This is a genomic window from Aequoribacter fuscus, assembly GCF_009910365.1.
Classification (GTDB): Bacteria; Pseudomonadota; Gammaproteobacteria; order Pseudomonadales; family Halieaceae; genus Aequoribacter; species Aequoribacter fuscus.
The window spans coordinates 2,179,571-2,204,299 of record NZ_CP036423.1 but is presented as its reverse complement, the minus strand read 5'-3'; the positions used below and the strand labels follow the sequence as shown (position 1 = coordinate 2,204,299).

Here is a 24,729-nt window from a genome sequence, read left to right as displayed (position 1 = left end):
TGGCTTGGGGCGGCAAAGTTTTGTAAACTAGCGTTTTTTGTCAGGACAGTCGCTTAATGAACCCGAATTATTTGGATTTCGAACAACCTATCGCTGAGCTCGAGGCTAAGATCGAGGAGCTGCAATTGGTAGGCGCCGGTGACGGTATCGATATCGCGGAAGAAATCCAAACACTGCGTGGCAAAAGCGCCAAGCTTACGGAGAAAATTTACGCAAACTTGAGCCCGTGGGACATTGTTAAAGTGGCTCGTCATCCTCAGCGTCCATACAGCCTGGATTATATCCCGAGAATTTTTACTGAATTTGATGAGCTCCACGGCGATCGTCATTTCGGCGACGATAAGGCGATTATCGGCGGTGTGGCGCGCCTGAACGGCGAGCCGGTCATGGTGATTGGTCAAGAAAAAGGACGTTCCGTCAAAGACAAAGTCTATCGAAATTTTGGTATGCCCAAGCCTGAAGGCTACCGCAAAGCGTTACGCCTGATGGAAATGGCCGAACGTTTTAAAATGCCTGTCGTGACTTTAATTGATACTCCGGGAGCCTACCCAGGTATTGATTCTGAAGAGCGGGGCATTAGCGAGGCTATTGCGCAAAATTTGGCCGTGATGTCGCGCCTAAAAACGCCGATTGTGTGCGTGGTCATTGGCGAGGGAAGTTCAGGCGGTGCCTTGGGAATCGGAGTGGGTGACCACTTGGCGATGCTGCAATATTCGACGTATTTCGTGATCTCTCCTGAAGGTTGCGCCAACATTATCTGGAAAAGCTCAGAATTCGCGCCCGATGCGGCAGCGGCGATGGGGGTGACGTCCTCTGTTCTGCAGGATTTGGGCATTGTCGATGCGACGATTCCCGAGCCTATGGGAGGGGCGCATCGAGATATCGATGGTATGGCGAGCAGAATTAAATCTCATGTCGAGACCGAGCTGGCGCGCTTGAAATCGCAGTCCCTAGACGACGTTCTGGCGGCTCGCTACGATCGCTTGCTCTCTATTGGTAATTAGCGCCACTGTGTGCTCGACATGGGCTTGTTAGGCAAGTACCCGCACGTCGAGCAGTTTTTACTGCGCTATATTGACGCGCCGCGTTGGCTCTTGGGTGTCAGCGGCGGCGCTGATTCTGTCGCCCTGATGGCGTTCGTGCGTGCCCTGGGTGACGCGCACGACATCCCCCCGGTAACCGTTATTTACATCGATCATGGTTTGCATCCTGACAGCGCCAATTGGGGTGTTTTGGTTGAGCGAGTCTCTAAGCAGCTTAGCTTTGCGTTCGAAGCGAGGTCGGTGGTGGTTGTCGAGTCTGGTGGCGGGCTAGAAGAGGCGGCTCGTGCCGCTCGGTACCGTGCATTTGAAGACCTCATATGCGAGCAAGATGTGCTAATGACCGCGCATCATCAAGACGATCAGTTAGAAACCTTCTTAATGCGCGCGTTTCGAGGTGCGGGGCCGGAAGGCTTGAGATCTATGTTGCCTGAGCGGTCTTTGGGGGTCGGTTTGCTCATTCGCCCTTTATTAGGCGTTGCTAGGAACGATTTGGTACAAATTGCGACAGCGATTGCACCCGATTATGTGCTCGATCCCAGCAATCTGGACACACGGTATGATCGCGGTTTCCTGCGACAAGAGCTCGTACCTTTGATTCGTGCTCGCTGGCCACAAGCGGCCGTTTCGGTGGGGCGCTCGATAGAGCTTCTGCAAGCGATGTGGGACAAACAGAATACGTTGCAGGTACCGACGATACGCGCGCTGACCGGCGAGCCAATCTTAGAGGTACCTCTGGGGCTAAACGCCAGTGCACTGGCACACTTAGTTCGCGCTTGGTTGGCCGAGCTAAGCCTGTACCGGCCCTCGAAAGCTCAGTTAGATGAGTTTGTTCGGCAGCTCGAAGGCGTAAAAAATGATCAAGGCCCGATACTTCAAACAGGTCATTACGCTTTGCGTTTCTATGCCGGTAGTATTTACTGCTGCTCAGATATCGCCAATGTTGGTTCCGAAATGACGCTGTATGAGGCTGATTCCGAACTTTGCGCAGAGTCTGCTTTGGGTCTGTTTAAGGTGGTCAATCTCCCGGAGGCGTTACAGGGGCGGTTTAGTGCTCGTACGCCGCTTGCAGGTGAATCTTGCAGAACGCATAGCAAACAGCCAAGTCGTAAATTGACAAAATTGCTGCACGAGTGGCGAGTTCCACCCTGGTGGCGCAGCGCAGTAGTTGTGATGTGTGTTGATGATCGTGTGGTCAGCGTTCTGAATCGAGTGGTTGATAGTGACTTGTTAGCCCAAATTCACCCGACAATTGCGGGGCTGAGGGTCGATTGGCAGCACCAGCTAATCGAAAAATCACCGTTTGTCTATCGGCAAGTTTCGCAATAAACACCAGCAGATTCGATTGAGCTAACCCCACCTTTCTGATAATCTGATTTCCCATTCTGATGCGGCGTTTGAAGATCAACGAGGGCCTGTTTCTCGTGATCGTTAAGGGTCGTGCCTATCTTTTTTATTAGGAAAAAGGCTGTCATGACGCGATACGTATTCGTCACAGGTGGAGTGGTTTCTTCTTTGGGTAAAGGCATTGCTGCGGCTTCGCTTGCGGCCATCCTCGAGGCCCGTGGTCTTAAAGTGACACTTCTGAAACTGGACCCCTATATTAACGTCGATCCGGGCACGATGAGCCCTTTCCAGCACGGTGAGGTTTTCGTGACGGAAGACGGTGCCGAAACGGACTTGGACTTGGGGCACTACGAGCGGTTTACGCGCACGACAATGCGTAAAACAAACAACTTTACGACGGGAAAAGTGTACTCCGAGGTCTTGCGTAAAGAACGCCGCGGGGACTATTTGGGCGGCACAGTTCAGGTGATTCCGCATATCACTGACGAGATCAAGCGCAGAGTGCAGCTCGGTGCAGGCGATGCTGACGTCGCGGTGGTCGAAATTGGTGGTACGGTGGGCGATATCGAAAGCCAGCCCTTCCTGGAAGCAGCCCGTCAAATGCGAGTAGAGCTCGGGGCTTCCAGAGCGATGCTGATGCACTTAACGCTGGTGCCCTACATTGCAACCGCCGGCGAGATTAAAACCAAACCTACGCAACACTCGGTCAAGGAGTTGCGGTCTATTGGTTTGCAGCCCGATATTCTGTTGTGCCGTTGTACTGTCGAAATCGATGAGAGCGCACGTAAAAAAATCGCATTGTTTACCAACGTAGAAGAGCGCGCCGTTATCCCTCTGTTAGATGCTAAATCGATCTACGCGGTGCCCAAGCATTTGCACGAGTGTCATCTTGACCAAGTGGTCGTCGAGCGTCTGGGTTTGCAGTGTCCGCCAGCTGATTTGTCCGAGTGGGATGATGTGCTGGCTCGAGAATTTGCAGAAGATCTTCCGACCGTACGCATCGCGATGGTAGGCAAATACATGGATTTGCTCGATGCCTACAAATCGTTGAACGAAGCACTGAAGCATGCTGGCTTGCAAGCTATGGCGCGGGTCGAAGTGGATTACATTGATGCAGAGCAAATTGAAGAGGAAGGCACCAGCGTATTAGAAGGCGTCGACGCCATTTTGGTCCCTGGTGGTTTTGGGGATCGAGGCTTTGAAGGCAAAATTCAAACCGTTCAGTATGCACGCGAGCACAAGGTGCCGTTCTTGGGCATTTGTCTTGGCATGCATGTGGCGATGATAGAGTTTGCGCGCAATGCCGTGGGTCTTGACGATGCCAATTCAACGGAAATGGACCCCAGCACGCCCCATCCCGTTATCGGTCTTATCACTGAATGGGTGAACCCCGATGGCAGTACCTCGCAGCGGTCGGCGGCTTCCGACTTGGGCGGTACGATGCGTTTGGGTGCGCAACCCTGCCACTTAGTCGAGGGTTCTAAAGTGCGGGCTCTGTACGGTGCTGAAACAATTGAAGAGCGACACCGTCATCGCTATGAGGTCAACAATACCTACCTCGACCGCTTGGCTGAACAAGGTTTGCAAGTGGTTGGCTGGTCGGCAGATCACTCGTTGGTCGAGATTATCGAAATCCCCAATCACCCGTGGTTTGTTGCGTGTCAGTTCCATCCTGAATTTACGTCGCGACCGCGAGGTGGACATCCCTTGTTTACGGGTTATATCAAAGCGGCCCTAGATGCGAGCTCAAAGCGCGCAGAAGCCTAGTGCGGTAAGCATTAACTGGAGAATGCTATGAATCAAAACGCTGTCGAACTCGGCGACATTCGTTTCTCTAACGAAGCGCCGTTCGTTCTGCTAGGCGGTATTAATGTCATTGAGGATTTGGACTTTACGCTTTCGGTTGCAGCCGAGTATGTGCGCGTTTGCCAAACCCTGAATATCCCGTTGGTATTTAAAGCCTCTTTCGATAAAGCTAATCGTTCATCCATTCATTCATTTCGCGGCCCAGGCATGGACGAAGGCTTACGAATTCTCGCGGCAGTAAAAGCTGAGTTCGGTGTGCCGGTCATCACCGATATTCACGCTCCAGAGCAGGCCGCACCTGTTGCCGAAGTTGCGGATATCCTGCAGTTGCCTGCGTTCTTGGCGCGTCAGACCGATCTGGTACAGGCAATGGCTGAAACTGGACGTGTGATTAATATCAAAAAGCCGCAGTTTGTCAGCCCCTCGCAGATGCGCAATATTGTGGAAAAGTTCGTTGAATGCGGCAACGGTCAGCTGTTGTTGTGTGAGCGCGGCAGTCAGTTCGGTTACGACAATCTTGTGGTCGATATGCTGGGCTTTGGCGTGATGAAACGGGAGTGTAATAACGCCCCTCTTATTTTCGATGTGACTCATGCTTTGCAGTGTCGCGATCCCGGTGGCGCGGCCTCGGGTGGTCGTCGGCATCAAGTGGCCGAGCTCGGGCGCGCGGGCATGGCCTTGGGCTTGGCGGGCTTGTTTTTAGAGTCGCACCCCGATCCCAGCAAAGCCAAGTGTGATGGTCCCAGTGCTCTGCCGCTTGAACTTTTGGCGCCTTTCTTGGCGCAAATGAAAGCGGTTGACGATGTTGTCAAAGCGCAAGCCGAATTAATTATTGAGTAAACTGTTTTTGGAGTTGTTAATGAAAATCACCCAAATTGAAGCCTTTGAAGTTATGGATTCGCGTGGCAACCCCACGGTTATGGCTGAGGTGACCTTGGAATCTGGCGCGGTCGGTTCGGCCTGCGCACCCTCTGGCGCCTCTACCGGGTCTAGAGAAGCACTGGAGCTGCGAGATGGCGATAAGTCGCGCTATCTAGGTAAAGGCGTCTTGACGGCCGTTAACAACGTCAACGGCCCAATTGCTGAGTTGTTGGTCGGTATGTCGGCGTTCGATCAACGTGCGCTCGACGATGCTATGATCCAAGCCGATGGCACCGATAACAAAGCGACCTTCGGCGCGAATGCGATCTTGGCAGTTTCGTTAGCGGCAGCGAAAGCCGCGGCACAAGCTCAAGGCTTACCCTTATACCAGCATATTGCCAATTTGGCCGGCAACACCAATTTAACGATGCCGGTGCCTATGATGAATATCTTGAATGGCGGTGAGCACGCCGACAACAACGTCGATATTCAAGAATTCATGATTCAACCGGTATCAGCGACTTCGTTCGCTGAGGCCTTACGCATGGGTGCTGAGGTATTTCACAACCTGAAAAAAGTACTGAGTTCGCGAGGTTTATCGACGGCCGTGGGTGATGAAGGGGGGTTTGCACCAAACCTGCCATCGAATGAAGCGGCTCTGAGTGTGATTGCCGAGGCAGTGAGTGCGGCAGGCTATGAATTGGGTACCGATATCACCTTGGCGCTCGATTGTGCAGCCTCTGAGTTTTACAAAGACGGGCAGTACGTGCTGTCTGGCGAAAATAAGAGCTTCTCGAGTGAGGGCTTTGCGGACTACCTGGCTGACTTGGCGGCTAAACACCCCATTCTGTCGATTGAAGATGGTTTAGACGAGTCAGACTGGGAAGGCTGGGCGTATTTGACCAAGCAGTTGGGTGACAAAATTCAGCTGGTGGGTGACGATTTGTTTGTGACCAATACGGCGATCTTGAAGCGCGGTATCGAGCAGAGTATCGGCAATTCGATTCTGATTAAATTTAACCAAATTGGTTCCTTGTCAGAAACGCTCGACGCTATTGCTATGGCCCAAAATGCGGGATTCACAGCAGTGATATCGCACCGTTCAGGCGAGACCGAAGATACCACGATTGCAGATTTGGCCGTTGCAACTGGCGCGGGTCAGATCAAAACGGGTTCAGCCTGTCGTTCTGACCGCGTTGCAAAATACAACCGCTTGCTGCGAATCGAAGCTCAGTTGGGTGGTAAAGCTCCGTATCGCGGCAGAGCGGAGTTTTCTCGCGCTTAAGTATGAAATGGGCGGCGCTGGTTCTTAGCCTGCTGTTGGTCTGGTTACAGTACCGCCTATGGTTTGCTGAAGGTTCGTTGCAAGAGCAGGCGGAGCTCAAGCAACGCTTGACACAACTCGAACGCGAAAACGCACGGTTAGAAGAAAAAAATAACGAGCTATTGGAAGAGATCGTGTCTTTAAAAACGTCTAATGAGCTCATTGAAGAACGCGCTCGAGAAGATCTTGGTTTGATAAAGCGGGGCGAGACCTTGTATTTATTTCCGGAGACTCCGTCGAATTCGGCAGGACAGCCCAATGCCTCAGCCCCTCAGAGTGCTCTCAAGCAGGAGCAACCCGATGGCCGCTGAGCGTTGCTGGGTGGTTATTCCTGCGGCAGGTGTGGGTCAACGTTTTGGCGGTGATTTCCCGAAGCAGTATACCAAGCTCAGGGGACGCTCACTGCTCGATCATTGTTTGGCGACCTTTCTGTCTTGGCCCACGACCTACAAGATCGTAGTGGCGTTGTCTGCCTCTGATCGTCAGTTTTTGGAAAGCGACTTCGCGACTCATCCCAAGATTGTGAAGGTAGAGGGCGGCGCTGAGCGCGTAAACTCGGTTTTGAATGCGCTCGCATATATTGACTTGCAGGCCGATGATGGCGATTGGGTCATGGTGCACGATGCAGCTCGTCCAATGCTGCAAACGCGCGATATTGATGTGCTCTGGCGTGCCCGCTCGCAGTATCGAGCGGCAATACTCGCCCGCCCAATTAGTGATACGATTAAGCGCTCGAATCGCGCTGGTGTGATCGATCGAACGGTCTCTCGAGAGGGTTTGTGGGGCGCGCAAACACCTCAAATGGCCAAAGTTGAAGATTTATGCTCAGCCCTTCGAGCGGGTCTACAGGCTGGTCACAACATAACGGATGAGGCCTCCGCGCTCGAGGCTCAAGGATTGGAAGTGGGTCTTGTCGAGGGGCCCGCCTATAACATTAAAGTGACCTTGCCCGATGATCTTCATTTGGCGAATCTGTGGTTAGAGAGGCAGTAATGATTCGAATAGGGCATGGCTATGATGTCCACGCCTTCACTGAAGGCGAGCACCTGCGTCTGGGTGGTGTTGATATACCTTTTAGTCAGGCTTTTAAGGCTCACTCTGATGGAGATGTGCTGATTCATGCACTGTGCGATGCACTGCTGGGATCACTCGCCCTCGGGGATATCGGTTTGTTCTATCCCGACACTGATGCGCGGCATCAAGGCCGTAACAGCCTCGAATTTTTGCACGATGTGATGTCGAAAGTGCGTTCGTTGGGCTATGAACTCAACAATGCCGATATAACCGTCATCGCTCAGGCACCAAAGTTGCGTCCCTTTATTGATATTATGCGCGAGACATTGGCGACCTGTATGCAAGTTGCGGTCACGCAGGTCAGCGTTAAGGCTACGACTACCGAGGGTCTGGGCCCAATGGGCAGAGGTGAGGGAGTCGCCGTGCATGCGGTGGTGATTGTTGCTGAGGCGAGCTTATGAATACGCGCGATGTCTCGGGTATCGGCATGACCTCGCAGCGTACCCGCGAGCGTTTAGTGCAGCGTTTGTGCGATCAGGGGGTGCAAGACTTAAGCGTCCTAGAAGTTATGCGTAATGCCCCGAGACACTTGTTTTTAGACGAAGCCATGGCCCATAGAGCCTACGAAGATACGGCGTTACCGATCGGCTATCAGCAGACCTTGAGTCAGCCTTTAACCGTCGCACGTATGACAGAAATCTTACTTGCCGCGGGACCGCGCAAAAATGTGCTGGAAATAGGCACCGGTTCTGGGTTTCAGACTTATGTATTGTCGCGCTTGGTCGATCAGGTCTTTAGCGTCGAGCGCATTAAACCGTTGCTCTTAAAAGCCAAGCAGCGGCTGCGGTCGCTGAAGGTTTGGAATGCCTCGTGTAAGCATGGCGATGGCATGTTAGGTTGGGCTGATAAGGGCCCTTACGATGGTATTTTGGTCGCAGCGGCGGGCGATACCATCCCTCAAGCGCTCCTTGACCAGTTGGCAGATGGCGGTCGTTTAGTGATGCCAGTGGGCTCCGAAAAACAAGCGCTACACCTTGTTGTGCGCGAGGGTGGCGAGTTTATTCACGAAGTGCTTGAGTCCGTTTATTTTGTCCCGTTGCTGCCTGGTGCTGTGCGTTGATGAGTGATTTAGGTGTGTTTTTGCGAGGCATGTTGATGGGCGCGGCGGATGTGGTTCCCGGTGTGTCGGGTGGCACCATGGCTTTAATCACCGGTATTTACCACACCCTGCTCAGAAGTATCAGCTCGATCGATACTCAGGCGGCCCGATTGGTGTTGCGGGGCCAGTTGCGAGAGGCTTGGGAACACATTAATGGGCGTTTTTTAGCCGTATTAGTCGCAGGTATTGGTGTCAGTATTATTAGCCTTGCACAATTAATTTTGTGGACAATGGCGCATCACCCGCTGCCGCTGTGGTCGTTCTTTTTTGGCTTAATTGCGGCGTCAGCCTTAGTATTACAGCGGCAAGTGGGCGGCTATAATTTGCCCAGTTTTGTCCTGTCGTTCTTGGCCGCTGTGTTTGCGGCGAGCTTTATTTTTTGGGTGCCAGCAGATGTGTCGGCCGCTCCGTGGATGTTTTTTGGCGCCGGTTTTGTGGCAATTTGTGCCATGATATTGCCGGGTGTGTCAGGGTCTCTATTGTTGTTGCTGATCGGTATGTATCAACCTGTGCTTGGCGCTTTAAAGCAACTTGACCTTATTTCGATAGCCCTCTTCATGCTGGGCGCGGCAGCGGGAATTACCAGTTTTAGTCGAGTACTTACGTATTTGCTCGAACACAAACGGCGCGCTACGGTTGCGGTGTTAACCGGCTTTTTATGGGGCTCGCTGGCGATGGTTTGGCCCTGGCGTGAAGCTGAGGGTAGTCCGGTCGCTCCGTGGAATTACTCGGCGGGGGAACCGAGCATTCTGCTGTGCCTGTGTTGCGCTGCATTGGGAATCGCATTGGTTACGTTGCTGCAATCGCGCTGGGGCCATGAGCACGGCTTGTCATAAGACGATTCATAGCCCGCGTGCCATTCGAGGGCGCGTTGCGTTGCTGTTGTTGGTCTTAACGTTAACCGGGTGTGCGACATCGCGTGCGCCGGTCGAGTATCGTGTGATACCCAACTCCCAACCGCCTGCACGTTATTATGTGGTGGCGGGCGATACTTTGTTTAAGATTGCCTGGCGCTACGGTATGGATTACCAAGAGCTTGCCAAAATTAACAACATTGCAGCCCCCTACACAATCTATCCAGGTCAGAAGCTCGTGTTCAAAGCGCCGTATCAGCGCCCGAGCCAACCGTCATCTTCTGTGGCTTCTGCTAAGGCAAGTACCCCTAAGGCAGCGGTGCCCCAGAGTAGTGCAGGCGCGAGGAATACGGTTACAACACCGCGTGTCTCGGTACCAGAGAAGCCCTTACCCACCTTTAATGGTCGGTGGCGCTGGCCCTCTGAAGGGAGTGTTGTAAGAAATTATTCGGGCTCTGTTCACAAGGGTATTGATATCGGCGGTCAGCGTGGTGACCCGATTGTCGCGGTCGCATCGGGACGAGTGGTCTATGCTGGAACCGGCATCGCAGGGTACGGTTTGTTGTTAATTGTTAAGCACGACGATACGTTTTTAAGTGCCTATGGTCACAACGACAGTATCGAGGTCTCAGAAGGGCAGGATGTCAAAGCGGGACAGTTGATCGCCCGCAAAGGGGACTCGGGTACGGACAGCGTCAAGCTTCACTTCGAAATTCGTAAGAATGGGAAGCCAGTCGACCCCCATTCTGTATTGGGTAAACGCTAGAGCTTAGCGCTGCAATAATGCGAGTTTATTGGATTTGCCCGCCCACTCTTCAGCATCGGGTAGGGCGTCTTTCATTTCGGTAATATTGGGCCAGATCTCTGCAAGCTCGGCGTTCAACTCTAAAAACACTTGCTGGTCTTCCGGTAGCTCATCTTCGCTGAAAATTGCGTCGACCGGGCATTCAGGCTCGCAAAGAGCGCAGTCAATACACTCGTCAGGGTGGATCACTAAGAAATTGGGGCCTTCGTAAAAGCAATCTACTGGGCACACTTCGACGCAGTCGGTGTGTTTACAATTAATACAATCTTCGCCAACAACAAAGGTCATGGTAATCTCCTAGCGCCCTAATTCAACGGCCGCAATTCTAACCGCTTGCCACACGCTTTAGAAGTGCTTTTATGGAACAAGCTTAGACTTAAGCTGACTTAACGCAACCAAGGCCTCAATGGGTGTCATTTGGTCTGGATTGAGTTGTTGCAGAGCTTCCTTCACCGTATCGCTCGCTTCATCAGCAAATAGCTCCGCTTGATAGACCGCCGCTGTAGCCGCTTTGGTCTGCTTGCTACCTTGCTCTAACTCGGTCAACTTGGTTTTTGCTGCTTGGATGACGTTTGCAGGCAGGCCTGCCAATTTAGCGACTTGCAAGCCAAAGCTTTGGCTTGCCGCGCCTTCTCTGACGGTATGCATGAATACGATACCATCATTATACTCTTGCGCTCCTAAGTGCACGTTGATCATGTTAGGGCAAAGGCTGGGTAGCTCGGTTAATTCGAAGTAGTGGGTTGAAAACAAGGTGAAGCAATGGATGTGATCGGCGAGGCGGCGTGCGGTTGCCCATGCCAAGCTCAATCCATCAAACGTTGAAGTGCCGCGGCCAATCTCATCCATTAATACCAGACTGTTGGATGTTGCGTTGTTGAGGATATTTGCGGTGTCGGTCATTTCGACCATAAAGGTTGAGCGTCCTCCCGCAAGATCATCCGACGACCCAATGCGTGTAAAGATGCGGTCTATCGTACTCAAATGTGCTGCCTCAGCAGGCACATAGCTGCCCACGTGCGCCATTAAAGCAATCAAGGCAATTTGCCGCATGTAGGTCGATTTACCGCCCATATTAGGGCCGGTGATCAGAAGCATCTCACGTTGATTATTCAATAATAGATCATTCGCAATAAAAGGCGATTCTGAGACCTGCTCGACGACGAGGTGGCGCCCCTGATTGACTTCAAAGAGTCTCTCGTTGCCGAAGGTGGGTCGTACCAATCGAAGCGCCTGCGCGCGCTCTGCTAGACAAGCCAGCAGATCAAGCAGCGCCAAGGCCTCGGCGCAGGCGCGCAGGGGCAAGAGCTCAGCATTTAGCGTGGTCAGTATTTCTTCATACAGCTCTTTTTCGAGCGCTAGCGCTCGACTCTTTGCAGACAATGCCTTGTCTTCGAAAGCCTTGAGCTCAGGGGTGATAAAGCGCTCGACGTTCTTTAGTGTTTGCCGACGTTGATAGTCTACAGGCGCCTGTTCAGCTTGTGCCTTTGACATTTCGATGTAGTAACCATGAACGCGATTGTAAGCCACTTTTAATGTACTAATGCCGGTGCGTTCACGCTCTCGTGTTTCAAGCTCGAGCAGGTAGTCTCCGGCCTGAGTACTGAGCCCTCGAAGTTCATCGAGGTCTGGGTTAAATCCCGGCGCGATGACACCGCCTTCGCGTATCACTACTGGCGGGTTGTCGATTATGGCGTGGTCGAGCAAGTCGCGCAGTGCCTGGAAGTCTCCTAAGTTGAGGCAAATGTCTGTCAGTACGCTGTCGTTTATATGCTCAAGAATTTGCTGTAGGGGTGGTACGCAATGCAATGATTGCCTAAGTCGGGTTAAATCTCTGGGGCGAGCCGAACGCAGAGCAACGCGAGTCAAAATGCGATCCATGTCGCCGACGCCAGCCAGAGCAAGGCGAAGATCGCCGTCTCTCATGTTGTCGATTATGGCGCTTAGGGCATCGAGTCTCCTCTCGATCGCGGGTCGCTTCGCCATGGGGCGCAGTAGCTCTCGACGCAGTAAACGGGCTCCCATTGGCGTTTTGCAGGTGTTTAATACGCTATATAAGGTGTTGTCTTCGCCACCCTGCAAGTTAATATCGATTTCTAGGTTGCGCCGCGTCGATGGGTCCATCAGCACGGCGTCGCTGTTTTGTTCGTGGCTTAAGCTGGTGAGATGCGTGAGCTCGTCTCGCTGTGTGTCTTTTACGTAGCGCAGGAGGGCGCCAGCGGCACATACTGCTTGGGTCAGTTCGGAGCATCCAAACCCCGCGAGATCTTGCGTGCCAAAGTGCCGGTTGAGTTCTCGTTCAGCGGACTCAGGTTCAAAATCCCAAGGCGGGAGCTCGCGGACCGATTTACTGGTCACTAAGTCGCTGATGCCTGAGCTTTGGGCGTAAAGTACTTCTGCCGGCTGTAGTCGCGACAGCTCAGCGGCTAACAATTCTCGATCGGCGACCTCAAGTACCTTAAAAATGCCCGCGCTAAGTTCGATATACGCCACCCCGATCGAGTCTTTCCCTTGATGAATGGCTAGGATTAGGTTATCTCGCGACTGGTCTAGAAGTGCTTCATCACTCAGCGTGCCCGGGGTGATAATTCGCACCACCTCGCGTTTTACCGGCCCTTTGCTGGTGGCAGGGTCCCCCACTTGCTCGCAGATGGCGACCGATTCGCCTTTGCGAATGAGGCGAGCTAGGTAGCTCTCCGCAGCGTGATAGGGGACGCCGCACATGGGAATGTCTTCACCGCCCGATTTTCCCCGTGCTGTTAGTGTGATGTCGAGCAGCGATGCAGCTCTGACGGCGTCATCAAAAAATAACTCGTAGAAATCGCCCATCCGATAAAACAACAGGTGTTTTGGGTGTTCCGCTTTGATGCGCAAAAACTGCTGCATCATGGGGGTGTGTTGATCAATGGAAGCGGCTGCTGCTTGTGATGAGGCTGACATTAAAGGGCTTAATATGGCTGTGAAGAGAACCTGAAATTTAACAAAGCCGGCTGTGAATAGCTATGTCCACCGCAGAAAAAGAAACGGCGCCAAAGGCGCCGCTCACTCAGTTTATTCGTATCGATCTTTGAGTACGAAGAAAGCCAGGAAAATCAGCAGGGCACTAAAAGGCGCTGCGATCCAAATACCCTGAACTCCGAGTACGCTTTCTAAAGAAATGGAGCCTAAATTTGCAGGGGCCAATACGGTTTCCTCTAGGACTGGATAGGCGAATGCAAACAGGAAAGCGCCCACTAATGCGCCCACTAATGTAAATATCGCATCTGTTTTACCTTCAGAGCTGCCTACCACGCAGGTCCCGGGGCAGTAGCCTGACAAGGCCCAGCCAATCCCGAAAATTGCCCCACCAGCAACAACGCCCCATATGTATGCAGGTTTAATGCTTAAGTTTGCGAGGTTGCCCAAATCGAGCAGATAGATACCCAAAGTGCCTACCCCCATCGCAGTCATCATGAGTTTGATGATCCACATGTCTTTTAAGAGTAGGGTGCCAAGGATGCGGCGGTAACTCGAGGCCCCGCCTAAGTAAAGAATGGCGCCAAAGGCACAGCCGATTAAAAATCCGATGACTAGTGTCATGATTAGACTCCTCGTTTACGGTACAAAAATTTAGCAGTGGCGATTGCGACTGCGAAAGTCACAGCGCCGAATATGAATGAGCTGATGGCCATTTGTGAAATGCCGCTGATCATGTGGCCGCTCGTGCACCCTCCCGCGAGTCGGGCACCGAAAAGTAATAAAATGCCGCCGCCAAAACTGGCGAGGTTGCGTTTCAATTTAGAAGGGCCAAACTGTTCTTTCCAGAGGCTGGGCATTGAGCCTTTATCCATCTCGGGCTGTTTGTTGGCGAAAAGGCGCGCAGTGATGCCGCCACCGACAAGCATGCCGAATACCAGCATCCAGCCGTAACCAACGCCCCAATCTTCCTTTTCACCATACTTATTGAGATAGACGTTGTTCTCAGCAAATTCGGGGTTAACCTTATGCGCGATTGCTGCATCGGAAACAACGAACTGTGTGGATACGCCCAACGGTTTTACGAGATAAGTTGCTACGATGAGCAGCAAACCGAGTGCAACACCTGCAGCTTTCCAAGAGATGATACCATCTTTCATACATGCTCCTTTCCTAACAATATTATGATGTTCTGATATTAAGCGCCTAAAAAAGGGGTGCTAAGCACCCCGTTTATGTGTTTACCAAGTGTAGTAAAACTCAAGCTCAAACTGATGCATTTTCAGCTCGATTGTCTGAGTTGGGTCAAACATGGATCCGCCTTTCACACTCTTTTCTGGCGCGTGCATCAAGCTGAAGCCCCATTCGCGATCGTTGCTTAACTTTTTGCCCATGCCGAACGAGATGTGCTGCTCAATGACGCCGGGCGCCAGAATATTGAACAGAACCTCGGAAGGCTGGATTGGCTGGTCGCCCTTGGAGAAGCCCGCGCGGTAGGTGGTGTCGCCCGCGTTGTAGGTAAAACCTAGCTTGACGACGCTCATATCATCCCAGCCAAAACCCGCGCCGTTGTTGCCACCCAGACACGATTCTAGATCTTTCGGAACCGGGATTGCTGCGGTGGGGCAGGCGTAGATGTTTAGGCCGCTATTACCAACAGAGCCGATGTCACTGTAGCCAATGCTCTCGCCATCAAGGTGTATGGTAAGCGCGGGTGTTGCCTGAAAGCTTACGCCAACGCGCGTACTTGACGGAATATCGAAAGCACCACCTTCTGCGAATAAGTCAGAGTAGTCGTCGAATTCCGACATGCCTATCTCGGTTTGATGAGCAAACGCCAATGAGACCGAGTCGCTTACTTGCCAGTTGGCACCGAATTTGAATCCAATGCCGGTGGACATGTCGTGGCCGTTTCCGGTCAAGCTATTGGCCGGTGCACCGCCTTGTGCTGCGTTGGCGGCGAATGTCTTGGTATAGCCAGTGAAGGCTTCAAGCCCCTTCGCCTCAAAGGCTTGAATTACCACAACGGGTGCTACGCCGATTGCAAAAGTATCAGACACCTTCTTCGCCCATGCGAGCTCTACAAATGCTTGCATTAAGTCGACGCCAGTATCACCCATGCCGAAAGTGCCGGGCATGGTCATGACAGGAGCGGGACCTGGACCGTCTGGATCAAAGGCGGCTGCGCCACCCTTCCAATCGCTGTTCATGCCTCCGCGTCCGTAAAAGCTAAATGCTAGGGCGCTGTCATCGCCCCACATCCATTTCTTGGAGATGGCGGGCAGAGGAAAGTATTCGCTGCCTGAATCGAGCTCGCCCTGAGTCATGATGCTAAAGGCACCGCCATTTCCCTGTGCCATGCTTGCAGACGCAGTGTAGCTGCGTCTAGGCGAGAAAATGCTCAAGCTTGCGTTGGTCTGATCGTCTACCAAAATGGCCGAGGCCGGATTGTTCGCTGCGTCAATCGCCTGCGAAGGTGATGCTAAGCCGGCTCCAGCTTGTGCTTTATTGTGGCTACCAACGCCGTGAGTGAAGTAGCCATTGGTCGCAAAGGCCATTGGAGTGGCAAATGCGAGTGCCATGGCGCTCATGCGGAATGCGAGGTTCGTCTTCATAGGGTATCCCTTATTTCTGTTTTATCGTTATTGGTAACTAAGTTACCTTCAAACTTTCTAATATGCAAATGCTGTGATTTGTTTTCTTTTTGACGATTACTGATCGGATGCAGCGCACGCACTGTCCTCGTCGTCAGTCGCGCAGTAGAGCTCGTAGAGTACGGTCACAATCTGCGCGACCTTATCTCCGGATAGGCGATAGTAGATGGTTTGCGCCTCCCGTCGACTTTCTACAACGCCCTCGTGGCGCATGCGCGCGAGATGCTGAGACAAGGGAGATTGCTTAATGTTAAGCATACGGGAAAGCTCACCCACCGATGCTTCACCGTTTTTGAGTTGGCACAAAACCATAAGGCGGTCAGGGTGCCCAAGTAGCTTTAGCATATCGGTCGCGTTCTTCGCCGATGCTTGCATTTTGTCGAGTTCCACTGTCAGCTTTTCCTCAGGGTGGTTGCGTTAGTTAAGAATTTTATAATATGCTGTCACTTCAACTTACGTGTCGCTCATAAAATAATCAAGGTTAGCGCATGAATAAACAAGCAGAACTCGATAGTTTACTACAACAAGTCGCAGTTTCGGGCGAAAATTTAACGGGTACCGATCGCCGCGGCTTTTTACGTAAGGGTCTCACATTTCTAGGGGCTGCATCCGCCACGGCCGCTGCGGCACACATGCCCTCCGTTAAGGCAGCTTTTCCTCCGGAGGAGCCCGCTTACGGCAAAACCTTGGGCAAGCCAGTGTTGTTTGCACCCTATGGCTCGCCCTCCAAATACGAATCCCATGTGCAGCGTCGAACCGTCGAATGGCTCACGCCCGACCGCATTTCGTCCATCAGTTTCACTCCTTTGGCTGATCTTAAAGGGATCATTACGCCCAGTGGTGTTATGTTTGAGCGTTACCACGCTGGTCTCCCGGACATAAAGCCGCAGGAACATCATCTGATGATTCACGGCATGGTCGAGCGTCCAATTATCCTATCGATGGATGACTTGATGCGCTTTCCATCGGTGAGCAAAATTCATTTTGTGGAATGTCCCGCTAACGGTGGCATGGAATGGCGTGGTGCGCAGATGAATCGTCTGCAGTTTTCCCACGGTATGATCGGCTGTGCCGAGTGGACAGGGGTTTTACTGTCCACACTCTTGGAAGAAGTCGGCGTCAAACCCGAGGGTAAATGGGTTCTGGCGGAGGGAGCAGATGGCTCGCACATGAGTCGCAGTATCCCGCTCGAAAAAGCTTTAGATGATACCTTAGTTGTATATGCCCAAAACGGCGAGATGCTGCGGCCCGAGCAGGGTTACCCTGTGCGGCTGGTGAATCCAGGCTGGGAAGGCAATACCAGTATCAAATGGTTGCGTCGTTTAGAGATAGGCGACCAGCCTTGGTACCACCGCGAAGAAACTTCGAAATATACCGATTTGATGCCCGACGGTCGCTCACGCGAATTTACATTTGTACAAGAGTGTAACTCGGTCGTAACGAATCCGTGTCCAGAGAAGCCCATGATGAAGCCTGGCAAAGTTTGGGTTGAGGGATTGGCTTGGTCTGGACGAGGCAAAATCAAGCATGTAGACGTGTCCTTTGATGGCGGTGTGACCTGGCGTGAAGCCAAATTCACCAGCGAGGTATTCCCCCGTGCACTGACCCGCTTCGGTTTAGAATGGGACTGGCAAGGCCAGCCTGCAATGATTCAGAGTCGAGCGATAGATGACACCGGGTTTGTGCAGCCTACCTACGGTCAGCTACGTGCCGCTAGGGGTGAGAACTCGATTTATCACAAAAATGCCATTCACACATGGAAAGTTAACGCAGATGGGAGTGTCGTCAATGTTCAAATCTCCTAATCAAGTAAAAACGAGCTTATTATCAAGTGGGTTGCTGGCGGTCGCCATGACGCTCGGAGCAGGTGCTGCCCAGGCCGAAAAGGACTCGGGCTACTACGGTTATGGTCAAGTCGCGACCCCTGAGCAAATAGCGGGTTGGGATATTGATGTGCGCCCGGACGGATTGGGATTGCCAGAGGGTCGCGGTACAGCGGAAGAGGGCGAGTGGATCTACGAAGAAAAATGCGCCTCTTGCCATGGTAGTTTTGGTGAGGGTGTTGACGGTTATCCCTCGCTCGCAGGTGGTGAAGGCACTTTGAGCGGTGATGGGCGTCCGCATAAAACGATCGGCTCGTACTGGAATTACACGAGCACGGTATTCGACTATATCAACCGAGCCATGCCCTATACGGCGCCCAGATCTTTAGCGCCCGATGAGGTCTATTCTCTAACGGCCTACTTGTTGTTTATGAATTACATCATTGACGACGAGACCTTCGAGCTTAATCAAGACACTTTGGCTACCGTGCGCTTGCCGAATGAGCCCAATTTTATTCCTGACGAACGTCCCGATACGGCGAACACACGCTGTATGTCGGATTGCCGAGATCCTGCCGCTATCGAAATCAAGTCGCAGGCATCGCCCTCTTTGGCAGAGGAGCTGGCGGCTGCGCAGGGAGATGCCACTGAGGCAGCTACTGAATCTCAGCCTGCAGTAGCGACTGTCGGTAAGAGTGTGTACGATCAAAGCTGCATGCTTTGTCACGGCTCGGGATTAGCGGGCGCCCCCAAAGTGGGTGACGTCGAAGGGTGGCGTGGGCGAATAGCGGCGGGTAGTGCCACCCTGTACAAGCATGCCATAGAAGGTTACCAAGGCGAGGCCGGAGTCATGCCAGCTAAAGGTGGTTTCATGAACCTGACTGACGACGACGTCAAAGCGGCCGTAGACTATATGGTACAGGAGAGCCTGTAATGCCAAAGCTAAAATTAATGGTTACTGCGGCACTATTGCTTGGATGCGCAAACTTGAGTGCATCTGATTTGTCGCTAGAAGAACGCATCGCTAAAGGCTACGGCTTGGCCGCTGATCGTAACGCTGGTAACTGCTTTTCCTGCCATATGGCTGAGGGAGCAGAGCAACCGGGTAATAGTGGACCTGCTTTGATTATGATGCAGTTACGCTACCCTGATCGGGAACAGCTCAAAGCGCAGATTGCCGATCCCAGAGTTCGAAACCCCAATACCAACATGCCGCCCTATGGCGCTCATCATATTTTGACAGATCAGGAACTGGAGTGGATGGTAGACTACGTCCATTCTTTATAACAGCAACGGAGAAAAGTATGTCTAAGTTATTTTCAAGACGTCGTATTGTGCAGGGCTTAATGGCCGCAGCCGCGTTAGTCGCCATGCCATTGACCGCATTCGCTAGAAATTCTGAGGCCTTTGGCCTAGGTGATTTTGCCAAAGCACGCAGCACGATGTTTGGCGGTCAAGACATCGCCGACGGTTCGGATGGCATTACCCTGGAATTGCCCGACATCGCCGAGAGCCCAGCAAAAACAAACGTTAAAGTTAAAGTTGATGAGGCGAAATTAGGCGCCCTTAAAAGCATTACCTTTATGGCCGAAGTGAATCCAACGCCGATTTCAGCGAAATTCTATTTTAGTCCCCGAGTAGAGCCAGAATTAGAAACGTTTATCAAGCTGGCCGGGACAACCATGGTGCATGCCATTGTCGAGACCGATAAGGGGCTTTATTCCGCCAGCAAAGAAGTGAAGGCAACGCTTGGCGGTTGCGGCGGCTAAACAGGATTAGGAGAGAAATATGTCAGATCACGCTCGTTCAGAAGAAATTGAAAACTATCGGCCTCGCACTCGCACTCGTTTGCGTTTGAAAGAGGGAGATACCGCTGCTGATAATGTGCTGTCAGTGATGACCATGGTTGTGCACCCTATGACCCCGGGTATTGAGCGCGACGCAGAGGATAACCCTGTCCTTAAAGACGGTAAGGTATCGATCCTGGCGCATAAGACGCACCACCTAATTGATTGGGAGTGCAAAATCAACGGTGAGGTTGTTTTGGCCGCTGACTTGAGTGGTTCGGTGTCTAAAGACCCTATTATCAACTTCGCTATCCGCGGCGTTGAAGGGGGAGATACCTTTACACTGTCTTGGACCGATAACCAAGGGTACAGTGATACCGAAGAACAGGTAGTTAAAAGCCGCAAGAAAAAATAATAAGTCGATAGCGACTGAGTACTAGAGGTAGCCTATGAAGTATCCAGTTACGGTTGCGCTGCTTGCAAGCTTGAGCTTGTCGGCAGCCGCAGGGCCAGAGGAAGATCGTGCAGCCTTTGTTCAATTCTTTGAAAAGCGGTTTCCAAGTATTGAGGTTGCAGAGCACATCAATGGCGCTTATGCCCTAGACGAGGATAAACGCAAACAGTGGGAGGCCCTTGAAGCGGGTTTTCCACCCTACGAAGACGCTGTTTTCGATGGTGAGGCACTCTGGGAAGACGGCCCCTACGCAGATTGCTTTGGTGGTACGCCAGCCGTGAAACAAAACTACCCCATGTGGGACGCTAAGCAAGGCGTAGTGACCTTGGAGCTTGCGATCAACAATTGTCGTGAGGCAAATGGGGAGGAGGTTTGGGACTACCTCGATTACGATATGGTAGCGCTATCAGCCTACATGGCATTTGAGTCGCGTGAAGAGTCGATCAATATTGATGTGCCCAACGAACAAGCCTTGGCCGCTTACGAGGATGGTAAGGCCTTCTATTATCAGCGCCGAGGCCAATTGAACTTCGCCTGTAGCTCTTGCCACTTAGAAATGGCCGGTAATAATCTGCGCTCAGAGCGTTTAAGCGCCGCTTTGGGGCATGTGACTCATTGGCCGTCGTACCGTGGCAAGTGGGATGAAGTAGGCCCGCTTCAGCGCCGTTTCAAGGAGTGTAACGATCAAGTCAAGGCTAAAGGGTTTGAACTTCAAAGCGAAGAATATCGCAATCTCGAATACTTTTTGACGTACATGAGCAATGGTTTGCCCCTCAATGGCCCTACCACTCGTAAATAAGACAACGGTGAATTCAATGACTCCTAAATTTATGGGTATGGCGGCACTGAGTTTGGCGCTGTTCAGTGGTTCCGTATTGGCGGACGACTGCACTGAGGCGAGTGCTCTGATACAAAAAGCGCAAGATGCGTATAACGCGGTCGATGCACGCGGTTTTGCCTGGGTGCCCACCGAGACCTACTTAGCAGAGGCCAAAGCAGAGCACGCATCTGGTGCTTGTGAGCAGGCGATGGTGCATGCGCAACGGGCGCTAGACACCGCAAAAGCGGCCATGGCGCAAGCCGAAAACGAAGCGACGGCTTGGCAAAGCCGCGTGCTCAAGTAGCAGAGGTCGGCATGAATCGTCGCGAATTTTTGGATTTGTTAATGCGCTCGAGCGCTGCATTCTCTATGGCCGGTGTAGGTTTGTCGGCCAGTGCCAAAACATGGTCTAACTCGGCTTCATCTTTGTATGATGTGCCTGTCTTCGGCTCGGCTCGCTTGCTGCACATCACGGATACCCACGCTCAGTTAAATCCTATTTATTTTCGCGAGCCGAACGTCAATTTAGGTTTTGGAACGACTTATGGCCGCTGGCCGCATAAAGTCGGCAAAAGCTTGCTGTCTGAGCTTAGCGATGCTTCGGCGATTCAGGCGCATGCCTTAACCTATTTAAATTTTGAAGAAGCGGCAAGCCGCTTCGGCAAAGTGGGGGGGTTCGCCCACCTTAAAACCTTGATTGATCAGCTCCGCGCCTCGGTGCCAGATGGTCGAAGTCTGCTGCTTGATGGCGGCGACACCTGGCAAGGTTCCGGTACCGCCTACTGGACTCGCGGTCAGGATATGGTGGAAGCGACCAATAAGCTTGGCGTGGACATTATGACCGGTCACTGGGAGTTCACTTACCTAGAAGACGAAATTTTAGCTAACGTCGAAAAATTCAACGGTACCTTTGTGGCGCAAAACACCTACGCCAGCGACGAAGCTTTGTTTGATGGTGTGCCGGTTTATGATGATATGACCGGGCATGTGTTCAAGCCCTATGATATTAAAACGATGGGCGAACATCGAGTCGCTGTTATTGGTCAGGCGTTCCCGTATACCCCGATTGCCAATCCAAAACGGTTTATTCCAAACTGGACCTTTGGTATACGAGAAAACGATTTGGCTGATTTGGTTGACGAGATTCGTGCCAATGAAGAGGTCGACGCAGTCATTTTGCTGTCGCACAACGGTATGGATGTCGATCTTAAATTGGCAAGCCAGGTCTCGGGTATCGATGTGATTCTTGGTGGCCATACTCACGACGGCGTTCCGGTGCCGGTCGAGGTGAAAAACTCCGGCGGTGTTACCCTGGTGACTAATGCGGGTTCTAACGGAAAATTCGTTGGCGTATTGGACTTAGATTTGGGTAAAGGGAGAGTCAAAGACTATCGGTACCGCTTGCTGCCAGTATTCTCCGAATTGTTGACCCCAGACCCTGAAATGGTGAGCTTCATTGACGCCGTTCGGGCACCCTATTTGGATATTCTTAACGAAGAGCTCGCAGTCGCTGACTCTTTGTTGTATCGCCGCGGTAATTTTAACGGAACGTTCGATCAGGTAATTTGCGATGCTCTGCGTACGCAGCTTGATGCGCAAATTTCGCTGTCGCCGGGTTTTCGCTGGGGCACAACAGTGTTGCCTGGTGAAACCATCACCATGGATCGTGTGATGGATCAAACCTGTATGACCTACCCCGAGACTTACGCACGCGAGATGTCGGGCGAAAATTTAAAAGCGATCTTAGAGGATGTCGCGGATAACTTATTCAACAGCGATCCTTACTATCAGCAGGGTGGTGACATGGTGCGTTGCGGTGGCTTGAATTACGTGATTGAGCCCCAAGGTCAGTTTGGCGCGCGCATTACCGACATGACACTGGATAACGGTGAGAAAATCGAGGCTGGCAAGAATTATAAAGTGGCAGGTTGGGCGACTGTGGGCTCACAATCTCCGGGCGCGCCCATTTGGGATGTGGTCGCCGATTACCTACGCGATGCGAAAACTGTGAAAGTCGATAAAATTAACACCCCCGTCCTTAAGGGCGTTAAAGCCGATAATCCAGGTATCGAAAGTTACCTAGGCAAGTTCGCCTAGACGTTCAGCGATACCACTCCAGCGCCTGTTCCACGATTTGCTCGAGTAGATCGTGGACGGCGATATAAGCGGGTACTTGTAAGGCCGGTAGACGCACGCTCACGTAAGTGGTCGTAGGCGCGTCAATCAGGGTGTATAAACTGATGGAGTAGGGGCATAAGACGATGTTATGCGGATCTTGCTGTGCCAGTTCGTGGCTGAGATCGGCCTTGCAAAACAGTATCGATTCACCCTGGTCATATACGGGCTTTGCATCTTCTACCGCCTCTGATGTTCGCGCTAGCATGTTGGCTGCGTAGGCAGTATAGGACACGACCAAGCCTTTGGCTTCTATCGTTGTAACGATGTCCTGCTTAATATCTCTAAAGTCGCCTTGCACAGTCCAGACGAGCGCTGGGCCGATTTCCTCGGGGCCGACTACTTGGCTTGAGGCTGTTTGCGCGGCAGCAAACCCCAGCAATAGGATTAGAGTAGTGATCGCTTTCATTAGGCAAATATTTTGCCGGGATTCATGAGCCCGCGAGGATCAATGGCGGTTTTAATGCTTTTCATGACGTGTATTTCCGCTTCGGTGCGGCATAAGTTTAGATAGGATTTTTTGTCAAGACCAATGCCATGCTCTGCCGATACTGAGCCTTTAAATTGGGTCAGTAGGTTGTAGACAATATCGTTCACCGCTTTTTTATCCGACAATGGGCCTATACCGAGGTGGATATTACCGTCACCCAAATGACCGAACGTCACGCACTTTACATCGGGATCAAAGTTGGCCAAGGCCTGCTCAAGCTGCTCGGTGTATGCCTGCATATGACGCAACGGCAGACTGATATCATAGGAGATGGCGGGGCTTCTGAAGATCATCTTAGCTTCGACGTCATCGCGAATGGCCCAAAGTTGGTCTGCCTGTTGCTCCGAGTTTGCTATGACTGCATCGCTAATGACAGCGCTTTCCAATTGCGCTTCTAAAAACGTCTCAAGCGGATTGGTTTCAGTGACTTGGCTGTGACTACTTTCTAGCAATATGTAAAACGCTTGATGCGGGGGTAACACCGCTTGGTGACGCCCAGTTTCGGCGACATTTAAATCGTAGTAGTTACCCCACATGGCTTCAAAGGCTGTCAGGCTGCTGGCCAGTTGCGTAGAGGCGCTCTTTAATAAGGTTTTTACGCCATCGAAATTGTCACACACCACCATCGCGGTGAATGTTCGAAGCGGTGCCGGTTGCAGTTTTAAAACCGCTTTGGTCACAATGCCCAGTGTGCCCTCGGCGCCAATGAGTAGTTGTTTCAAGTCATAGCCAGTATTGTTCTTCAGCATTTCATTCATGGCGTCGATAATGCGGCCATCGGGTAGCACCGCTTCGATCCCGAGAACTTGATTTCGCATCATGCCGTAACGTATGACGCTATTGCCTCCAGCGTTGGTTGAAATCATGCCACCGATGGTAGCTGTCCCCCGTGCGCCCAGGTCGACGGGAAAGAGCCAGCCTTGTTCGCGCGCAGCGTCCTGCACGACTTGCAGAGGCGTGCCGGCGTTGACCACCATAATCCCGGCATCGGTATCAAACGAGTCGATACCGTTCATGCGCTCTAAGGAAATCGCAATATCCTGCTCAGAGCATGTCATGCCATTAACTAGGCCTGTTAACCCGCCCCAAGGGACCATGGTTTGGTGAGCGTCATAACACATTGCCATTGCGTCGGCCAAGGCTTCGGTACTGCTGGGGCGTATAATAGCCCGAGCGGGGCACGAGCCCTGTCCCCAAGCGTAATTTGGGCGCGCTTTGACGTCGTCGTCTAACAGGATGCCCTTAGGGCCGAGGAGTTGGGCAAGTTGTTCTAGATTGACACTCATGCTGGGTTTGCTTCTGTTCTGGTTTATACTGCCTAGATCAGAACATATGGCTCACAGCTTGGCAAGACTATGCCA

27 protein-coding genes are annotated in these 24,729 nt (G+C 52.2%); 19 read left to right on the top strand and 8 right to left on the bottom strand.

Annotated elements, in window-relative coordinates; translation table 11 throughout:
• Window positions 1–56 precede the first annotated feature (56 nt).
• From EYZ66_RS09855 to EYZ66_RS09805, 11 genes are all read left to right on the top strand, one after another.
• Window positions 57–1,004, top strand: coding sequence for an acetyl-CoA carboxylase carboxyltransferase subunit alpha (locus EYZ66_RS09855; protein WP_160195659.1), 948 nt, complete (start codon window positions 57–59; stop codon window positions 1,002–1,004).
• A gap of 18 nt (window positions 1,005–1,022) precedes the next feature.
• Window positions 1,023–2,369, top strand: coding sequence for a tRNA lysidine(34) synthetase TilS (gene tilS, locus EYZ66_RS09850; protein ID WP_009576251.1), 1,347 nt, complete (start codon window positions 1,023–1,025; stop codon window positions 2,367–2,369).
• 144 nt (window positions 2,370–2,513) lie between these two features.
• Window positions 2,514–4,154, top strand: a complete 1,641-nt coding sequence (locus tag EYZ66_RS09845; RefSeq protein ID WP_009576252.1) for a CTP synthase — start codon at window positions 2,514–2,516, stop codon at window positions 4,152–4,154.
• A 27-nt stretch (window positions 4,155–4,181) separates the two neighbouring features.
• The gene (kdsA, locus tag EYZ66_RS09840) at window positions 4,182–5,033 is read left to right on the top strand and encodes a 3-deoxy-8-phosphooctulonate synthase (RefSeq protein ID WP_009576253.1); all 852 of its coding nucleotides are present in this window, start codon (window positions 4,182–4,184) and stop codon (window positions 5,031–5,033) included.
• Between the two features lie 19 nt (window positions 5,034–5,052).
• Window positions 5,053–6,339: a phosphopyruvate hydratase gene (gene eno / locus EYZ66_RS09835; RefSeq protein WP_009576254.1), complete on the top strand. Its 1,287-nt coding sequence runs from the start codon at window positions 5,053–5,055 to the stop codon at window positions 6,337–6,339.
• A gap of 2 nt (window positions 6,340–6,341) precedes the next feature.
• Window positions 6,342–6,689 carry an FtsB family cell division protein gene (locus EYZ66_RS09830; RefSeq protein WP_009576255.1) on the top strand — a complete coding sequence of 116 codons (348 nt, stop codon included), beginning with the start codon at window positions 6,342–6,344 and terminating at the stop codon, window positions 6,687–6,689.
• Window positions 6,679–7,371, top strand: coding sequence for a 2-C-methyl-D-erythritol 4-phosphate cytidylyltransferase (gene ispD / locus EYZ66_RS09825; RefSeq protein WP_009576256.1), 693 nt, complete (start codon window positions 6,679–6,681; stop codon window positions 7,369–7,371). The genes EYZ66_RS09830 and ispD overlap by 11 nt, the downstream gene beginning before the upstream one ends.
• Window positions 7,371–7,853, top strand: coding sequence for a 2-C-methyl-D-erythritol 2,4-cyclodiphosphate synthase (gene ispF, locus EYZ66_RS09820; RefSeq protein ID WP_009576257.1), 483 nt, complete (start codon window positions 7,371–7,373; stop codon window positions 7,851–7,853). The genes ispD and ispF overlap by 1 nt, the downstream gene beginning before the upstream one ends.
• Window positions 7,850–8,512: a protein-L-isoaspartate(D-aspartate) O-methyltransferase gene (locus EYZ66_RS09815; protein ID WP_009576258.1), complete on the top strand. Its 663-nt coding sequence runs from the start codon at window positions 7,850–7,852 to the stop codon at window positions 8,510–8,512. The genes ispF and EYZ66_RS09815 overlap by 4 nt, the downstream gene beginning before the upstream one ends.
• Window positions 8,512–9,387: a DUF368 domain-containing protein gene (locus EYZ66_RS09810; RefSeq protein WP_009576259.1), complete on the top strand. Its 876-nt coding sequence runs from the start codon at window positions 8,512–8,514 to the stop codon at window positions 9,385–9,387. The genes EYZ66_RS09815 and EYZ66_RS09810 overlap by 1 nt, the downstream gene beginning before the upstream one ends.
• Entirely contained in the window at window positions 9,368–10,171 is an 804-nt protein-coding gene (locus tag EYZ66_RS09805) for a peptidoglycan DD-metalloendopeptidase family protein (RefSeq protein ID WP_083814386.1), read from the top strand. Before EYZ66_RS09810 ends, EYZ66_RS09805 begins: the two co-directional genes overlap by 20 nt.
• A gap of 3 nt (window positions 10,172–10,174) precedes the next feature.
• Here EYZ66_RS09805 and fdxA read toward each other — a convergent pair whose 3' ends face one another.
• The 6 genes from fdxA to EYZ66_RS09775 all read right to left on the bottom strand — a co-directional run bounded on the left by fdxA (window position 10,175) and on the right by EYZ66_RS09775 (window position 16,209).
• Window positions 10,175–10,498, bottom strand: a complete 324-nt coding sequence (gene fdxA / locus EYZ66_RS09800) for a ferredoxin FdxA (protein WP_009576261.1) — start codon at window positions 10,496–10,498, stop codon at window positions 10,175–10,177.
• Window positions 10,499–10,567: 69 nt separating this feature from the next.
• On the bottom strand, window positions 10,568–13,150 hold the full coding sequence (gene mutS / locus EYZ66_RS09795; protein WP_009576262.1) for a DNA mismatch repair protein MutS: 2,583 nt from the start codon (window positions 13,148–13,150) through the stop codon (window positions 10,568–10,570).
• A gap of 111 nt (window positions 13,151–13,261) precedes the next feature.
• Window positions 13,262–13,789: a YeeE/YedE thiosulfate transporter family protein gene (locus EYZ66_RS09790; protein ID WP_009576263.1), complete on the bottom strand. Its 528-nt coding sequence runs from the start codon at window positions 13,787–13,789 to the stop codon at window positions 13,262–13,264.
• 2 nt (window positions 13,790–13,791) lie between these two features.
• Complete coding sequence (locus tag EYZ66_RS09785; RefSeq protein WP_009576264.1) at window positions 13,792–14,325, bottom strand: YeeE/YedE thiosulfate transporter family protein; 534 nt, start codon at window positions 14,323–14,325, stop codon at window positions 13,792–13,794.
• An 81-nt stretch (window positions 14,326–14,406) separates the two neighbouring features.
• Entirely contained in the window at window positions 14,407–15,780 is a 1,374-nt protein-coding gene (locus tag EYZ66_RS09780; RefSeq protein ID WP_139042591.1) for an OmpP1/FadL family transporter, read from the bottom strand.
• A gap of 96 nt (window positions 15,781–15,876) precedes the next feature.
• Window positions 15,877–16,209, bottom strand: coding sequence for an ArsR/SmtB family transcription factor (locus tag EYZ66_RS09775; RefSeq protein ID WP_009576266.1), 333 nt, complete (start codon window positions 16,207–16,209; stop codon window positions 15,877–15,879).
• A gap of 98 nt (window positions 16,210–16,307) precedes the next feature.
• Between EYZ66_RS09775 and soxC the strand changes: the two genes are divergently transcribed.
• Genes soxC through soxB form a run of 8 tightly spaced genes read left to right on the top strand, consistent with a single transcriptional unit; the run spans window position 16,308 to window position 22,800 of the window.
• Window positions 16,308–17,624, top strand: a complete 1,317-nt coding sequence (gene soxC, locus EYZ66_RS09770; RefSeq protein ID WP_009576267.1) for a sulfite dehydrogenase — start codon at window positions 16,308–16,310, stop codon at window positions 17,622–17,624.
• Window positions 17,608–18,576: a c-type cytochrome gene (locus tag EYZ66_RS09765; RefSeq protein ID WP_009576268.1), complete on the top strand. Its 969-nt coding sequence runs from the start codon at window positions 17,608–17,610 to the stop codon at window positions 18,574–18,576. Before soxC ends, EYZ66_RS09765 begins: the two co-directional genes overlap by 17 nt.
• Entirely contained in the window at window positions 18,576–18,929 is a 354-nt protein-coding gene (gene soxX / locus EYZ66_RS09760; protein ID WP_009576269.1) for a sulfur oxidation c-type cytochrome SoxX, read from the top strand. Before EYZ66_RS09765 ends, soxX begins: the two co-directional genes overlap by 1 nt.
• Window positions 18,930–18,946: 17 nt before the next feature.
• A complete protein-coding gene (gene soxY, locus EYZ66_RS09755; protein ID WP_009576270.1) occupies window positions 18,947–19,411 on the top strand; it encodes a thiosulfate oxidation carrier protein SoxY in 465 nt (154 codons plus the stop codon).
• Window positions 19,412–19,430: 19 nt separating this feature from the next.
• On the top strand, window positions 19,431–19,844 hold the full coding sequence (locus EYZ66_RS09750) for a thiosulfate oxidation carrier complex protein SoxZ (RefSeq protein ID WP_009576271.1): 414 nt from the start codon (window positions 19,431–19,433) through the stop codon (window positions 19,842–19,844).
• A gap of 34 nt (window positions 19,845–19,878) precedes the next feature.
• Window positions 19,879–20,682, top strand: a complete 804-nt coding sequence (gene soxA / locus EYZ66_RS09745; protein WP_009576272.1) for a sulfur oxidation c-type cytochrome SoxA — start codon at window positions 19,879–19,881, stop codon at window positions 20,680–20,682.
• A gap of 16 nt (window positions 20,683–20,698) precedes the next feature.
• Window positions 20,699–21,007 (top strand): hypothetical protein, encoded by a 309-nt coding sequence (locus EYZ66_RS09740; protein ID WP_009576273.1) that lies wholly within the window; start codon window positions 20,699–20,701, stop codon window positions 21,005–21,007.
• Window positions 21,008–21,018: 11 nt separating this feature from the next.
• Window positions 21,019–22,800, top strand: a complete 1,782-nt coding sequence (gene soxB, locus EYZ66_RS09735; protein ID WP_009576274.1) for a thiosulfohydrolase SoxB — start codon at window positions 21,019–21,021, stop codon at window positions 22,798–22,800.
• A gap of 4 nt (window positions 22,801–22,804) precedes the next feature.
• On the opposite strand, the gene EYZ66_RS09730 is transcribed toward soxB, so the two are convergent.
• On the bottom strand, window positions 22,805–23,287 hold the full coding sequence (locus tag EYZ66_RS09730; protein WP_009576275.1) for a hypothetical protein: 483 nt from the start codon (window positions 23,285–23,287) through the stop codon (window positions 22,805–22,807).
• Window positions 23,287–24,654: an FAD-binding oxidoreductase gene (locus EYZ66_RS09725; RefSeq protein ID WP_009576276.1), complete on the bottom strand. Its 1,368-nt coding sequence runs from the start codon at window positions 24,652–24,654 to the stop codon at window positions 23,287–23,289. Before EYZ66_RS09725 ends, EYZ66_RS09730 begins: the two co-directional genes overlap by 1 nt.
• Window positions 24,655–24,729 lie beyond the last annotated feature (75 nt).